We start from the raw sequence: 13,531 nt of genomic DNA, 5'->3' as shown, positions 1-13,531 counted from the left end.
TCATGCGTTCTCCTCGATGACGTCGGTGCCGAGCACCTTCGCGGTGGCGTCCTTCCAGGCCATCCATCCCAGTAGCGCACACTTGACGCGCGCCGGGAACTTGGCCACCCCGGCGAAGGCGATGCCGTCCTCCAGCACCTCCTCGTCGGGGGTCACGAGTCCCTTGCCCTGCATGAGGGTGAGGAACTCGGTGTGCAGCTCCATCGCCTCGTCGACCCGCTTGCCGATCACGAGGTCGCTCATCACCGAGGCCGATGCCTGGGAGATCGAACAGCCCTCTGCGTGGTACGACACGTCGGCGACGGTGTCCCCCTCGACCTGGACGCGCAGGGTGATCTCGTCACCGCAGGTCGGGTTGACGTGGTGCACCTCTGCGCCGAACGGCTCTCGCAGGCCGGCGTGGAGCGGGTTCTTGTAGTGGTCCAGGATGATTTCCTGGTAGAGGGCGTCGAGTTCAGCAGACACGGTCAACCCACCTTGAAGTAGGAACGGGTGTAGTTCAGGCCCTCGACCAGCGCGTCGATCTCCGACGGCTCGGTGTAGAGGTAGGACGACATGCGCGTCGAGCTCTGCACGCCGTAGCGGGCGTGCGCCGGCTTGGCGCAGTGGTGTCCGGCTCGCACCGCGATGCCGAGCGTGTCGAGCACCTGCGCCACGTCGTGGGGGTGCACACCGTCGAGCTCAAACGAGATGGCGCCGCCACGGGCCGTGGCCTCGAGCGGGCCGAGCACCTGCAGGCCGGGTACCGACTGCAGGCCCTCGAGGGCGTACGCCGTGATCGCCTGCTCGTGCGCGTGGATGGCCTCCATCCCCACCGCCGCGAGGTAGTCCACGGCGGCACCGAGCCCGACGGCCTCGACGATCGGCGGGGTGCCGGCCTCGAACTTGTGCGGGATCGGGGCGTAGGTGGAGCGCTCCATCGAGACGGTCGCGATCATCTCCCCGCCGCCGAGGAAGGGCGGCAGCTGGTCGAGCACCTCCCGGCGTCCCCACAGGACGCCGATGCCGGTCGGACCGACCACCTTGTGACCCGTGAACGCGACCAGGTCCGCACCGCAGGTCTGCACGTCGACCGGGAGCTGCGGCGCCGCCTGCGAGGCGTCCACCACGACCAACGCGCCGACGCTCTTGGCGCGTGCGGCGATCTCGGCCACCGGGTTGATGGTGCCGAGCATGTTGGAGACCCAGGTAAACGACACGACCTTGGTGCGCTCGTTCAGCAGGTCGTCGATGTCGGAGAGGTCCAGCCGACCGTCGTCGGTCAACCCGAACCACCGCAGGGTGGCACCGGTCCGCTCGGCCAACATCTGCCACGGCACGATGTTGGAGTGGTGCTCCATCTCGGTGATGACGATCTCGTCGCCCTCGCCGATCTGCAGCGGCCCCGCGCCGGAGAGCGTCTGGGCCACCAGGTTGAGTGCCTCCGAGGCGTTCTTGGTGAAGACGACCTCGTCGCGGGAGGGAGCGTTGATGAACGACGCCACCCGGTCGCGGGCGCCCTCGAAGGCCTCCGTCGACTCCGCCCCCAGCACGTGCATCGCGCGCGCGATGTTGGCGTTGTGCCGCTCCAGGTGGTCGACCATGGTGTCGATCACGACCTGTGGCTTCTGCGAGGTGTTCGCGCTGTCGAGGTAGACCAGCCGCCGGTCACCGGGCAGGGTGCGTTCGAGGATCGGGAAGTCCTTGCGGATGACCTCCAGGTCCGGCAGCAGGCCCTCGAGTGCAGTCATGCTCAGACCGCGGCCTTGATGTACTTGTCGTAGCCCTCGGCCTCGAGCTGGTCGGCCAGCTCGGGCCCACCCTGCTCGGCGATCCGACCGTTGACGAAGACGTGGACGAAGTCAGGCTTGATGTAGCGCAGGATCCGCGTGTAGTGCGTGATCAGCAGGACACCCTTGTCGCCGTTGGCAGCGAACCGGTTGACGCCCTCGGAGACGACCTTGAGGGCGTCGATGTCCAGGCCGGAGTCAGTCTCGTCCAGCACCGCCACCTTCGGGTTGAGCAGACCCAGCTGGGCGATCTCGTGGCGCTTCTTCTCACCACCGGAGAAGCCCTCGTTGACCGAGCGCTGGGAGAAGGTCGCGTCCAGGCCGTTGGCCTCCATCGCGGCGTTGACCTCCTTGACCCACGTGCGCAGCTTCGGCGCCTCGCCGTCGATGGCGGTGCGGGCGGTGCGCAGGAAGTTCGCCACGGAGACGCCGGGAATCTCGACCGGGTACTGCATGGCGAGGAAGAGGCCCGCACGAGCGCGCTCGTCGACCGACATCTCCAGCACGTCCTCGCCGTCGAGGAGGATCTCCCCGCCGGTGACGGTGTACTTCGGGTGGCCGGCGATCGTGTAGGCCAGCGTGGACTTGCCGGAGCCGTTCGGCCCCATGATCGCGTGGGTCTCGCCGTCCTTGATGGTCAGCGTGACACCCTTCAGGATCTCCTTGGCGCCGTCCTCGGTCTCCACCGTGACGTGCAGGTCCTTGATCTCGAGCGTGCTCATCTGTGTGTCTCGTCTTTCTCTGGAAGTCGTGGTTCAGGACGGCGTGACGCCGTTGAGGGTGGTGCTCACGTCGACGTAGACGTCGTCGCCGCGCACCTCGGCCGGGAAGGTCGACACGGGCTCGGTGGCCGGCGGCGACAGGGGCTTCCCGCTGCGCAGGTCGAAGGCGGAGCCGTGCAGCCAGCACTCGATGGTGCACTTCTCCACGTCGCCCTCCGACAGCGCCACGTGGCCGTGGGAGCAGAGGTCCTGCAGGGCGAAGACCTCGTCACCGTCACGGGCGACGGCGACGTCGACGCCGTCGAGCTGGACCGCGACAGCCTCGCCGTCACGGAACTCGTCGAGGCCGCAGGCGCGCTGGAAGGCCATCAGGCGAGCTCGCCCGTGACGTTCTTGGCCAGCTCGGCCTCGACCGTCTCGACCAGCTTGTCCTCGATCGCCGGCACGTCGATCTTGCGGATGAGGTCGTTGAAGAAGCCGTGTACGACGAGGCGCTGTGCCTCCTTCTCCTCGATGCCGCGCGAGCGCAGGTAGAAGAGCTGCTCGTCGTCGAAGCGGGCGGTGGCGGAGGCATGGCCGGCCCCCTCGATCTCGCCGGTCTCGATCTCCAGGTTGGGGACCGAGTCGCACAGGGTGCCGTCGGTGAGGATGAGGTTGCGGTTCTCCTCGTAGGTCTCGATGCCCTCGGCCTCCTTGCGGATCAGCACGTTGCCGATCCACACGGTGTGGGCACCGGTCCCCTGGAGGGCGCCCTTGTAGACCACGTTGGAGCGGGTGCGCGGCTGGTTGTGGTCGGCGAAGAGGCGGTGCTCGATGTGCTGACCCTCGTCGGCGAAGTAGAGCCCGAGCATCTCCGCCGTGCCTCCGGGCCCGGAGTAACGCACGTTGGCGTCCATGCGCACCAGGTCGCCGCCGAAGGTGATGGCGGTGTGCTTGTAGTGCGCGTCGCGACCCACCAGGGCCTCGGTGTGGGTCAGGTGGACGGCGTCGTCGGCCCAGTCCTGCAGGGAGACGACCGACACCTGCGCGGAGTCACCCACGCGCACCTCGACCACCTGGGCGAGGGCTGCGGAGCCGGTGTGGCGCAGCACCACCACGGCCTTGGAGAAGTTGCCGAACCGCAGCACGACGTGGCCGGCCTCGGTGGTGTCGGCGTCGGTGCCGACCAGGTCGACCACGACGGGCTGGGCGATCTCAGCCTCAGCCGGCACGTCGACGAGCAGCGTCTCGTCGACCTCAGCCAGCACCCGCGCGCCGAACAGGGTGCTCGGCTTGTAGCCCGAGATGCCCCGCAGGTCCTGCGCCTCGGAACCGGACAGCGTCTCCACGCGTACGCCCTCGGGCACCTCGAGGGACACCTGGGTCGTCGAGGCGTGGAAGGTGGCGTCCGCCGCGAGACCCTTGAGCCGCTTGAGCGGGGTGAAGCGCCAGATCTCCTCACGGCCCGTGGGGGGGGAGTGGTCCGCCACGTCGTAGGAGCCCGTCGGGTGCAGGTGGGACTCCACCTTGCCCTGCTCCAACGCCGCGGAGACCGACTCGCGGGCAGTGTCAGTAACAGTCACGTCAGTTCTTTCCGTTTCGGTGGTGATCGACTCGCAGTGGAACGGGGCGGTCAGCCGACCGCACCCTCCATCTGGAGCTCGATCAGCCGGTTGAGCTCGAGCGCGTACTCCATCGGGAGCTCCTTGGCGATCGGCTCGACGAAGCCGCGCACGATCATCGCCATCGCCTCGTCCTCCTCCATGCCGCGCGACATGAGGTAGAAGAGCTGGTCCTCGCTGACCTTCGACACGCTGGCCTCGTGGCCCATCGAGACGTCGTCCTCGCGGATGTCGACGTAGGGGTAGGTGTCGGAACGGCTGATCTGGTCGACCAGCAGCGCGTCGCAGAGCACGTTGGACTTGGAGCCGTGGGCGCCTTCGTTGACCTGGATCAGGCCACGGTAGGAGGTGCGGCCACCGCCACGGGCCACCGACTTCGACAGGATCGAGGACGAGGTGTGGGGGGCGGCGTGGACCATCTTGGCGCCGGCGTCCTGGTGCTGGCCCTCGCCTGCGAAGGCGATCGAGAGGGTCTCACCCTTGGCGTGCTCGCCCATCAGGTAGACGGCCGGGTACTTCATGGTGACCTTCGAGCCGATGTTGCCGTCGACCCACTCCATGGTGGCGCCGGCCTCGCAGACAGCGCGCTTGGTGACGAGGTTGTAGACGTTGTTCGACCAGTTCTGGATCGTCGTGTAGCGGCAGCGGCCGCCCTTCTTGACGATGATCTCCACGACGGCGGAGTGCAGCGAGTCCGACGAGTAGATCGGCGCCGTGCAGCCCTCGACGTAGTGCACGTAGGCGTCCTCGTCGACGATGATCAGCGTGCGCTCGAACTGGCCCATGTTCTCGGTGTTGATCCGGAAGTAGGCCTGCAGCGGGATGTCCACGTGGACGCCCTTGGGCACGTAGATGAACGATCCGCCCGACCACACCGAGGTGTTGAGGGCCGAGAACTTGTTGTCACCAGTGGGGATGACGGTGCCGAAGTACTCCTTGAAGAGCTCCTCGTGCTCCTTGAGCGCGGTGTCGGTGTCGACGAAGATGACGCCCTTCTCCTCCAGGTCCTCACGGATGGAGTGGTAGACGACCTCCGACTCGTACTGAGCCGCGACCCCGGCGACGAGGCGCTGCTTCTCGGCCTCGGGGATGCCGAGCCGGTCGTAGGTGTTCTTGATGTCCTCGGGCAGGTCCTCCCAGCTCTGGGCCTGCTTCTCCGACGAGCGCACGAAGTACTTGATGTTCTCGAAGTCGATGCCGTCGAGGTCCGAACCCCAGGTCGGCATGGGCTTGCGCTCGAAGAGCTTCAGGCCCTTGAGCCGCATGTCGAGCATCCACTGGGGCTCCGACTTCTTCGACGAGATGTCGCGTACGACCGCCTCGTTGAGGCCGCGCTGCGCCTCGGCGCCCGCGTCGTCGCGGTCGGCCCAGCCGAACTCGTACTTCCCGATGCCCTTGAGCTCCGGGTTCAACTCCTCGATGGAGGTCATGTTCAGCCTTCCTTCTTCTTCGGGATGCTTGTGGTGCAGACGCCGTCGCCGTGGGCGATGGTGGCAAGTCGTTGGACGTGGGTGCCGACGACGCGGCCGATGGCCTGGGTCTCCGCCTCGCACAGCTGTGGGAACTCGTGCGCGACGTGGGAGACCGGGCAGTGCTGCTGGCAGAGCTGGTCGACCGCGACGCCCCCCGGGAGGGTACGCACGTTGGCCGCGTAGCCCTCGCGGGTGAACACCCGGGCCAACGCCTCGGCGGGGCTGAGGCCCGGATCCCGGGCCAGCACGTCGGCGTAGTCCTTCTCGATGAACGTCGCGCGGTGCTCGGCGAATTCCCGCACCGCCGCGTCCCCGCCGGTGGCGTGCAGGAACCGGAGGGCCTGGGCGGCCAGGTCGTCGTAGCTCTGTGCGAAGTGGCGCCGACCCTCGTCGGTCACCGCGAAGACCTTGGCCGGTCGGCCCCGGCCCCGGTGGCCGTAGACCTTCTGGTCGCGGGCCTCGACGACACCCTCCGCCAGGAGGTGGTCGAGGTGGCGCCGCACGGCGGCCGGGGTGAGCTCGAGACGCTGCGCCAGCTGGGCGGCGGTCGAGGGTCCGTTCTCCAGGATCGATCGGGCCACCCGCTCACGGGTCGACGCATCGCCACTGGGCGGAGGCGTCGTCCGATCGAATTCCACAACGCCATCGTGCGCTTAATCCGGGGCCGCTTCAAGTAAGGGGGGCCTAAGAACCCGTCCTGGTGTGAGCAGGCTCTCAGCGACGACCGTGGCGACTGCTCCTTGCGTACCGATCCCTAGACTGACCCGGTGCCCCCCGCTGAACCTGCGGTCGTCATCGACCGCCTCACCATGACCTATGGCGAGAAGGTGGCCGTCGACGACCTCTCACTGGTCGTGGAGCGAGGCACCATCACCTCCGTCCTGGGCCCCAACGGCGCGGGCAAGACGACCACCCTCGAGACCTGCGAGGGCTTCAGGCGCCCCCAGCGCGGCCGGGTCCGGGTGCTGGGCCTCGACCCCCAGGGCGACCGTCGCGCCCTGCTCCCCCGCATCGGCGTCATGCTCCAGTCCGGCGGCGCGTGGAGCGGGGTCCGTGCCTCGGAGATGCTGGACCACGTGGCGCGCCTGCACGCGCACCCCCTTGACCCGGCCATGCTCTCCGAGCGCCTGGGTCTCGCAGAGTGCGGTCGCACTCCCTACCGCCGCCTGTCCGGGGGCCAGCAGCAGCGTCTCGGGCTCGCGCTGGCGCTGGTGGGTCGACCCGAGCTCGTCTTCGTCGACGAGCCGACCGCCGGGATGGACCCCCAGGCGCGCAGGTCCACGTGGGAGCTGCTGGAGGAGCTGCGCTCCGACGGTGTCACCGTGGTCCTCACCACGCACCACATGGACGAGGCCGAGCGCCTGTCGGACTGGGTGCACATCATCGACCGGGGCAGTCTCGTCGCCTCGGGCACTCCCTCCGAGCTGACGAGGTCCGCGGCCCGCGCCCGCCTCCGGATGAGCCTGCCCGCGCTCGACGACGCCGCTCGTTCCGAGCTGGGCGCCATCCTCGGGGAGGGCATGGAGGTCTCCGTGCGCGACGGGATGGTGCACGTCGCCGCCCCGGCTGACGGAGCCACGCTGGCCGCCGTTGCACGGTGGTACGAGCACCACGAGGTGCTGCCCGTCTCCCTCACCCTGGGGCAACGCACCCTCGAGGACGTCTTCCTGGAGCTGACCGGACGGGAGATGTCCGCGTGAACGGCACCTTCTCCCCCGCGCCCGGCGGCGCGCCGCTGCTCAGCCAGGTGCGCGCGCAGGCCCGCATGGAGGCGCTGCTCATGCTCCGCAACGGCGAGCAGCTCCTGCTCGCCGTGGTGATCCCGCTCGTCGTCCTTGTCGGTGGCCTCTACGCAGCTGAGCGGGTCGACCTCGGGATCGACGGCAAGCCGATCGACGTCCTCGCCCCCGGGGTGCTCGCCCTCGCGATCATGTCCACGGCCTTCACGTCCGTGGCCATCGCCACCGGGTTCGAGCGCCGCTACGGACTCATCAAGCGGCTCGGCGCCTCTCCCCTGCCCCGTCACGGACTGCTGCTGGGCAAGGTCGCCGCCCTTGTCCTGGTGGAGCTCCTCCAGGTCGTCGTCGTCTGCGTGGCTGCCGGCCTGCTCGGCTGGCGCCCCGACGTCTCGGTGCTGGGTGCCGTCGCCACGTGGCTGCTGGGCACCGCAGCCTTCGGTGCCCTCGGTCTCTTCCTGGCCGGCGTCCTGCGCGCGGAGGCGACGTTGGCGCTGGCGAACCTCGTCTACCTGCTGCTGATGGTCGCGGGGGGCGTCGTGGTCCCCGCCGACCAGTACGGGCCGGCTCGCGACGTGATCGCCCTCCTGCCCAGTGGTGCCCTCGGCGAGGGCATGCGTGCCGCGCTGGGCCAGGGACACGTCGACTGGTCCGCCCTCCTGGTCCTCGCCTGCTGGAGCCTCATCGGCGGCGTGCTCACCGCTCGAACCTTCCGTTGGGAGTGACCCTGTGATCGTCCGTCTCCTCGAACGTCTCGCCGTCTGGCTCTGGCCGTTGGCGGTCGCCAACCTCCTGGCCAACATCGGCATCGTCGTGACGGGTGCCGCGGTGCGCCTGACCGGCTCGGGACTGGGGTGCCCCACCTGGCCCCGTTGCACCGATGACTCCTACGTCACTCACCCCAGCATGGGCATCCACGGCGCCATCGAGTTCGGCAACCGCATGCTCACCTTCGTGCTCGTCGCCGTCGCCATCCTCTGCTTCTCCGCCGCCGTGGGGTCGCGCGACCGCAAGGCCGTCGGCCTGAGCCTGGTCGTGCTGCTGGGGGTGCCGCTGCAGGCCGTGATCGGCGGCTTCACCGTGCTCACCGACCTCAACCCGTGGATCGTCTCCCTGCACTTCATCGCCTCGATGGCGATGGTGATGGTCTGCCTGGGCCTGCTCGACCACCTGCGCAGCCCCACTCGGCCCGCGGCGCCCCGACACGAGCGTGCCCTGGCGCTGGCAGTCCTTGTCGTGGGCTGGGTGGTGCTCTACCTCGGGACCGTGGTGACGGGAGCCGGCCCGCACGCGGGTGACGCCGAGGCCGTGCGCAACGGTCTCGACCCGGCCGTCATGGCCCAGGTCCACGCGGCCAGCGTCTACCTGCTGGTCGCCCTCACCGTGGCCCTCCTCCTCCTCGTCCGGCGACGAGGTGACCGGTGGCTCACGGTCGTCGTCTCCGCGCTGCTCGTGCTCGAGCTGGCGCAAGGAGTGGTGGGGTGGTCGCAGTACCTGCTCGACCTCAACGAGGTGCTGGTGGCGCTCCACATGCTCGGAGCAGGCCTGTTGGCCGCGGGCTTCGCCCGGGTCTGGCTCGCCACGCGTGCCCACGAGGCCGGCGACCAGCCTGGTGGCCGACTGCTGGCGTGGGCCAGCGGCAGCACCGCCACCCGCTGAGGCATGGACACCCTCCACGCCGCGCGGCCCGACCGCCTCACGCCTCGCAGGACGTACGCTTGGGCGACGGCACACGCTCGGGTGCCCGGAGCTGGGGGAAGACGATGAAGCGACGAGTGACGAAGAACCGGCCCACGCCAAGGGTCGCCACCCCTCGAGCCGGTCGCCTCGCCGCCGCTGCCGTGGCGGTGGTTGCGTGCTCGCTCCTCGTGACCGTTCCCGTTGCCGCTGCCACGCCGGGTGCCGAGCCGGTGGAGTCCTCGACCGCCACCCCCACGACCGAGTCACCGAGCCCAGTCGCCCCTGAGTCGACTCCCGACCCCACGCCGACGCCGGAGCCCGACCCCACACCGACTTCCGAGCCAACCCCGGACCCCGAGCCGACGCCGGAGCCCGAGCCGACGCCGGAGCCCGAGCCGGAACCGACACCCGAGCCCACGCCGGAGCCCGAACCCTTCGAGCCGATGAGGATGGGCGAGCGTTCGCAGCGCATCCGGGTGCTCGAGAGCCGCCTGCACCAGCTCGAGCTGCACTCTGAGGTGATCACCTCGCTCTTCGACGCCGAGACCCGACGAGGCGTGGTGGCCTTCAAGCGCGCCCAGAGCCTGCCGGGTCGGCCAGGAGTGGTCAACGAGCGCACCTGGACGCGCCTCGTGGAGCTGACCCGCGCTCCCACCCGCGACGAGCTCGACAACGTCTACACGCCGGGTCCGCCCCTCCTGAAGAGGGGAATGCGGTCACCGAAGGTGCGCCACCTCGAGGCGCGCCTGACCCAGGTCAAGCACTTCCGCGGCCGGGTGGGCCCCCGATACGACCGCCGCACGGTCCGGGCGGTCCGCTCCTTCCAGAAAGCGGTCAAGATCCCGGTGACCGGTGCGGTCGACGCTCGTACGCTCGAGCGGCTGCACGCGGTGACGCGGCGTCCGACCAGGTCGGAGCTGCGCAACTGGGGCTTCGACCTCGACTCCCGGTGCCTGAAGGGCCGCGTCATGTGCATCGACAAGACCACGCGGTCGCTCAAGTGGGTCGTTCGCGGCAAGGTCGGCATGCGCCTCGACGCCCGCTTCGGCGACCCGCACTACCCGACCCGCGAAGGCCTCTTCCGGGTCTTCAAGAAGTCTCGCGACCACGTGTCGAGCATCTACCACACCCCGATGCCGTTCGCGATGTTCTTCTCGGGAGGGCAGGCCGTTCATTACTCCCCCGACTTCAAGGCCAACGGGTACAACGGCACCTCGCACGGCTGCGTCAACATCCGCAACCGCAAGGCCATCGAGAAGCTCTTCGACCGGGTGGTGCTGGGCGACAAGGTCGTCGTCTTCCGCTCCTGACCCCCTCCCGCCAAGGCGGCCGGGGTCTAAGTCGGGGTCAGCCGATCAGTGGATCGATGGCCACGGCCACGAAGAGCAGCGACAGGTAGAGGTTCGAGTTGTGGAAGAGGCGCATCGGCGCGATCTCCGACAGCACGTCGGAGCGGCGCGTCCGACCCCACATGCGGTGCGCCTCGACGAGGAAGACGGCCCCGAGGACGACGGCGGCCACCGGGTAGAACCATCCCGTTCCGGCGACGGGCCACAGCAAGAGTGACGTGGCGACCATGACCCAGCTGTAGAGCACGATCTGACGCCCCACCGTGGCCGCGGGCGCGACGACCGGCAGCATGGGGACGTCGACGTTGGCGTAGTCCTCGCGGTAACGCAGGGCCAGCGCCCACGTGTGCGGCGGCGTCCAGAAGAAGACGACCATGAAGAGCACCACGGGCTCCCAGGCCAGCTCTCCCGTCACGGCCGTCCATCCGATCAGCGTGGGGAAGCACCCGGCGATCCCGCCCCAGACGATGTTCTGGGTCGTACGCCGCTTGAGCAGCATGGTGTAGACGAAGACGTAGAAGGCGATCGCGGTGACCGAGAGGGCGGCACTGAGCCCGTTGACGAACTGCCACAGCACCGCCGTGGAGAGGACGGCCAGCACGGTCGCGAAGACGAGCGCGGCCCGGGGGGTCACCACGTGACGCGGCAGGGCGCGACGCTTGGTGCGCCTCATCTGCTCGTCGATGTCGCGGTCGTAGACGCAGTTGTAGGCCGACGCCGCGCCGGCGCTCAGGGCGCCGCCGACGACGGTGGCGAGCACCTTCCACACGTCCGGCACGCCACGCTCGGCGAAGAACATCACCGGGATGGTCGTCAGCAGGAGGAGCTCGATCACTCGCGGCTTCGTGAGCCCGACGTAGGCAGCCACGACGTCCTTGACGGTCGCCCTGCCCACGGTGCCCTCCTCGGTGGGATGGGACTTCTCGGCATGCGAAGCCGACGGGCCGACGTACGTCACGTGCAGAACCTCAGGACTCGGGAAGTGGTGCGGAGTCGAGTCTAACCGCTCGCCTCAGTAGGATCGGACTCGCCGTACGCCCCCCGCTCCGAGAGGAACCCCGTGACGTCACCCAGCCAGTCATCCACCGAACTCGAGTGGACGGACCTCGATCGTCGCGCGGTCGACACCGCCCGACTCCTGGCGCTCGACGCGGTGCAGAAGGTGGGCAACGGACACCCCGGCACGGCGATGAGCCTCGCACCCGTGGCCTACCTCCTCTTCCAGAAGGTCATGCGGCACGCCCCGACCGACCCCCACTGGAGCGCCCGGGACCGGTTCGTCCTCTCCTGCGGTCACACCTCCATGACCCTCTACGCCCAGCTCTACCTGGCCGGTTTCGGCCTCGAGCTCGACGACATCAAGGCACTGCGCACCTGGGGCTCGAAGACGCCGGGTCACCCCGAGTACGGCCACACCGCCGGTGTCGAGACCACCACCGGGCCCCTGGGCCAGGGCGTGGCAAACGCCGTGGGCATGGCCATGGCCGCCCGTCGTGAGCGCGGGATGCTCGACCCCGACACCCCGGTGGGCGAGTCGCTGTTCGACCACCACGTCTACGTGGTCGCCTCCGACGGCGACCTGCAGGAGGGCGTCTCCGCCGAGGCGTCGTCGATCGCGGGCCACCAGCAGCTGGGCAACCTGACGCTGATCTACGACGACAACAAGATCTCCATCGAGGAAGACACCGACATCGCCTTCACCGAGGACGTGGCCAAGCGCTACGAGGCCTACGGGTGGCACGTCCAGGTGGTCGACTGGGCCGGCGACCGCACGGGTGGGGACGCCTACGACGAGGACGTCGAGGGCCTCTACGCCGCCATCGAGGCGGGCAAGGCGGTCACCGACAAGCCCTCCCTCATCGTGCTGCGCACCATCATCGCCTGGCCTGCCCCCAATGCGCAGGGCACCGGTGGCTCGCACGGCGCCGCTCTCGGCGAGGCCGAGGTGGCCGCGACGAAGGAGGTCATGGGCTTCGACCCCGCCCAGAACTTCCAGGTCGAGGACGAGGTGCTGGCCCACACCCGGGCCGCCCGCGAACGCGGTCAGCAGGCTCTCGAGGAGTGGAACGCCGCCTACCAGGAGTGGGCCGAGGCGAACCCTGAGCGGGCCGCCGTGCACCAGCGTCTGCGTGCCGGGGTCCTGCCGGAGGGCTGGGACAGCGACCTCCCCGTCTACGACGCCGACCCCAAGGGGATCGCGACCCGCAAGGCGTCCGGCGAGGTCATCAACGCCGTGGCTGCGCGCGTGCCCGAGCTGTGGGGTGGCTCCGCCGACCTGGCGGAGTCGAACAACACGACGATCAAGGGTGCCGACTCCTTCGTGCCCGCGGAGCACTCCACCGCCCACTGGCAGGGCAACCCCTACGGGCGGGTCCTCCACTTCGGCATCCGTGAGCACGCCATGGGCGCCATCATGAACGGCATCGCCCTGCACGGGAACACCCGCATCTTCGGTGGGACCTTCCTGCAGTTCTCCGACTACATGCGTCCCTCGGTCCGCCTCGCGGCGCTGATGGGCCTGCCGGTGACCTACGTCTGGACCCACGACTCGGTGGGCCTTGGCGAGGACGGCCCCACCCACCAGCCCATCGAGCACCTGGCCGCCCTGCGCGCCATCCCCGGGCTGGACGTCGTACGCCCGGCTGACGCCAACGAGACGGCTGCCGCCTGGCGCGCCCTGCTGCAGCGCCACGACCGCCCGACGGGGCTCTGCCTCAGCCGGCAGAACGTGCCCACGTTCCCGCGCGGCACGGACGGGTTCGCCGGCACCGACGCCGTCGCGAAGGGCGCCTACGTGCTGCAGGAGGCCGAGGGCGGGCAGCCGCAGGTGGTGCTGGTGGCCACCGGTTCGGAGGTCCAGCTCGCCGTCGAGGCGCGGGCCCTGCTCGCCGAGCAGGGCGTCCGGGCGCGGGTCGTCTCCATGCCGTGCCGCGAGTGGTTCGACGAGCAGCCGCAGGCCTACCGCGACGAGGTGATCCCGCCGATCGTCAAGGCGCGCGTGGCCGTCGAGGCCGGCATCGCCCAGGGGTGGCGTGAGGTCGTCGGCGACGCCGGCCGGATTGTTTCGATCGAGCAGTACGGGGCAAGTGCGGAGTTCGCCCGCATCTTCGACGAGTACGGCATGACGGCGCAGGCCGTCGTCACCGCCGCGCTCGACAGCATCGCCGCGGTGGAGGCCTGAGCACCACCTGACGCACTCCGG

Annotated in this window: 13 protein-coding genes; 5 read left to right on the top strand and 8 right to left on the bottom strand. The window is 69.4% G+C overall.

Annotated elements, in window-relative coordinates:
• From sufU to IEQ44_RS06935, 7 genes are read right to left on the bottom strand one after another with little or no spacing between them, the layout of a single operon-like run.
• Positions 1–465 carry a Fe-S cluster assembly sulfur transfer protein SufU gene (gene sufU / locus IEQ44_RS06965; RefSeq protein WP_193637711.1) on the bottom strand — a complete coding sequence of 155 codons (465 nt, stop codon included), beginning with the start codon at positions 463–465 and terminating at the stop codon, positions 1–3.
• Positions 466–467: 2 nt separating this feature from the next.
• Complete coding sequence (locus IEQ44_RS06960) at positions 468–1,730, bottom strand: cysteine desulfurase (RefSeq protein ID WP_193637710.1); 1,263 nt, start codon at positions 1,728–1,730, stop codon at positions 468–470.
• Positions 1,731–1,732: 2 nt separating this feature from the next.
• Positions 1,733–2,491 (bottom strand): Fe-S cluster assembly ATPase SufC, encoded by a 759-nt coding sequence (sufC, locus tag IEQ44_RS06955; protein WP_193637709.1) that lies wholly within the window; start codon positions 2,489–2,491, stop codon positions 1,733–1,735.
• A 33-nt stretch (positions 2,492–2,524) separates the two neighbouring features.
• Positions 2,525–2,860, bottom strand: coding sequence for a non-heme iron oxygenase ferredoxin subunit (locus tag IEQ44_RS06950; protein ID WP_193637708.1), 336 nt, complete (start codon positions 2,858–2,860; stop codon positions 2,525–2,527).
• Positions 2,860–4,053, bottom strand: coding sequence for a Fe-S cluster assembly protein SufD (gene sufD, locus IEQ44_RS06945; RefSeq protein ID WP_193637707.1), 1,194 nt, complete (start codon positions 4,051–4,053; stop codon positions 2,860–2,862). The genes IEQ44_RS06950 and sufD overlap by 1 nt, the downstream gene beginning before the upstream one ends.
• A 50-nt stretch (positions 4,054–4,103) precedes the next feature.
• Positions 4,104–5,522 (bottom strand): Fe-S cluster assembly protein SufB, encoded by a 1,419-nt coding sequence (gene sufB, locus IEQ44_RS06940; protein ID WP_193637706.1) that lies wholly within the window; start codon positions 5,520–5,522, stop codon positions 4,104–4,106.
• 2 nt (positions 5,523–5,524) lie between these two features.
• Positions 5,525–6,202 carry a helix-turn-helix transcriptional regulator gene (locus IEQ44_RS06935; RefSeq protein WP_193637705.1) on the bottom strand — a complete coding sequence of 226 codons (678 nt, stop codon included), beginning with the start codon at positions 6,200–6,202 and terminating at the stop codon, positions 5,525–5,527.
• Between the two features lie 129 nt (positions 6,203–6,331).
• Between IEQ44_RS06935 and IEQ44_RS06930 the strand changes: the two genes are divergently transcribed.
• From IEQ44_RS06930 to IEQ44_RS16860, 4 genes are all read left to right on the top strand, one after another.
• Positions 6,332–7,264: an ABC transporter ATP-binding protein gene (locus tag IEQ44_RS06930; protein ID WP_319804538.1), complete on the top strand. Its 933-nt coding sequence runs from the start codon at positions 6,332–6,334 to the stop codon at positions 7,262–7,264.
• Positions 7,261–8,025 (top strand): ABC transporter permease, encoded by a 765-nt coding sequence (locus IEQ44_RS06925; protein ID WP_193637704.1) that lies wholly within the window; start codon positions 7,261–7,263, stop codon positions 8,023–8,025. Before IEQ44_RS06930 ends, IEQ44_RS06925 begins: the two co-directional genes overlap by 4 nt.
• Positions 8,026–8,029: 4 nt before the next feature.
• Positions 8,030–8,959, top strand: coding sequence for a COX15/CtaA family protein (locus IEQ44_RS06920; RefSeq protein WP_193637703.1), 930 nt, complete (start codon positions 8,030–8,032; stop codon positions 8,957–8,959).
• Between the two features lie 104 nt (positions 8,960–9,063).
• Positions 9,064–10,290 (top strand): L,D-transpeptidase family protein, encoded by a 1,227-nt coding sequence (locus tag IEQ44_RS16860; protein WP_227487042.1) that lies wholly within the window; start codon positions 9,064–9,066, stop codon positions 10,288–10,290.
• Positions 10,291–10,327: 37 nt separating this feature from the next.
• Here the strand turns inward: IEQ44_RS16860 and IEQ44_RS06910 are convergent, their stop codons facing one another.
• Entirely contained in the window at positions 10,328–11,287 is a 960-nt protein-coding gene (locus IEQ44_RS06910) for a heme o synthase (protein WP_193637702.1), read from the bottom strand.
• A gap of 102 nt (positions 11,288–11,389) precedes the next feature.
• Here IEQ44_RS06910 and tkt point away from each other — a divergent pair, with 102 nt between their 5' ends.
• Positions 11,390–13,510 carry a transketolase gene (gene tkt, locus IEQ44_RS06905; protein WP_193637701.1) on the top strand — a complete coding sequence of 707 codons (2,121 nt, stop codon included), beginning with the start codon at positions 11,390–11,392 and terminating at the stop codon, positions 13,508–13,510.
• Positions 13,511–13,531: the final 21 nt, after the last annotated feature.

Origin of the sequence: Nocardioides malaquae, from assembly GCF_015070385.1 — a bacterium.
Taxonomy (GTDB): Bacteria; Actinomycetota; Actinomycetes; order Propionibacteriales; family Nocardioidaceae; genus Nocardioides; species Nocardioides malaquae.
The sequence above is the reverse complement of the archived record's forward strand: the minus strand, read 5'-3'. Positions and strand labels throughout refer to the sequence as shown.

Coding starts and splice junctions, on each gene's coding strand:
- IEQ44_RS06950 (WP_193637708.1), bottom strand. CDS start 2,860: ATGGCCTTCCAGCGCGCCTGCGGCCTCGACGAGTTCCGTGACGGCGAG.
- IEQ44_RS06960 (WP_193637710.1), bottom strand. CDS start 1,730: ATGACTGCACTCGAGGGCCTGCTGCCGGACCTGGAGGTCATCCGCAAG.
- sufB (WP_193637706.1), bottom strand. CDS start 5,522: ATGACCTCCATCGAGGAGTTGAACCCGGAGCTCAAGGGCATCGGGAAG.
- IEQ44_RS16860 (WP_227487042.1), top strand. CDS start 9,064: ATGAAGCGACGAGTGACGAAGAACCGGCCCACGCCAAGGGTCGCCACC.
- sufC (WP_193637709.1), bottom strand. CDS start 2,491: ATGAGCACGCTCGAGATCAAGGACCTGCACGTCACGGTGGAGACCGAG.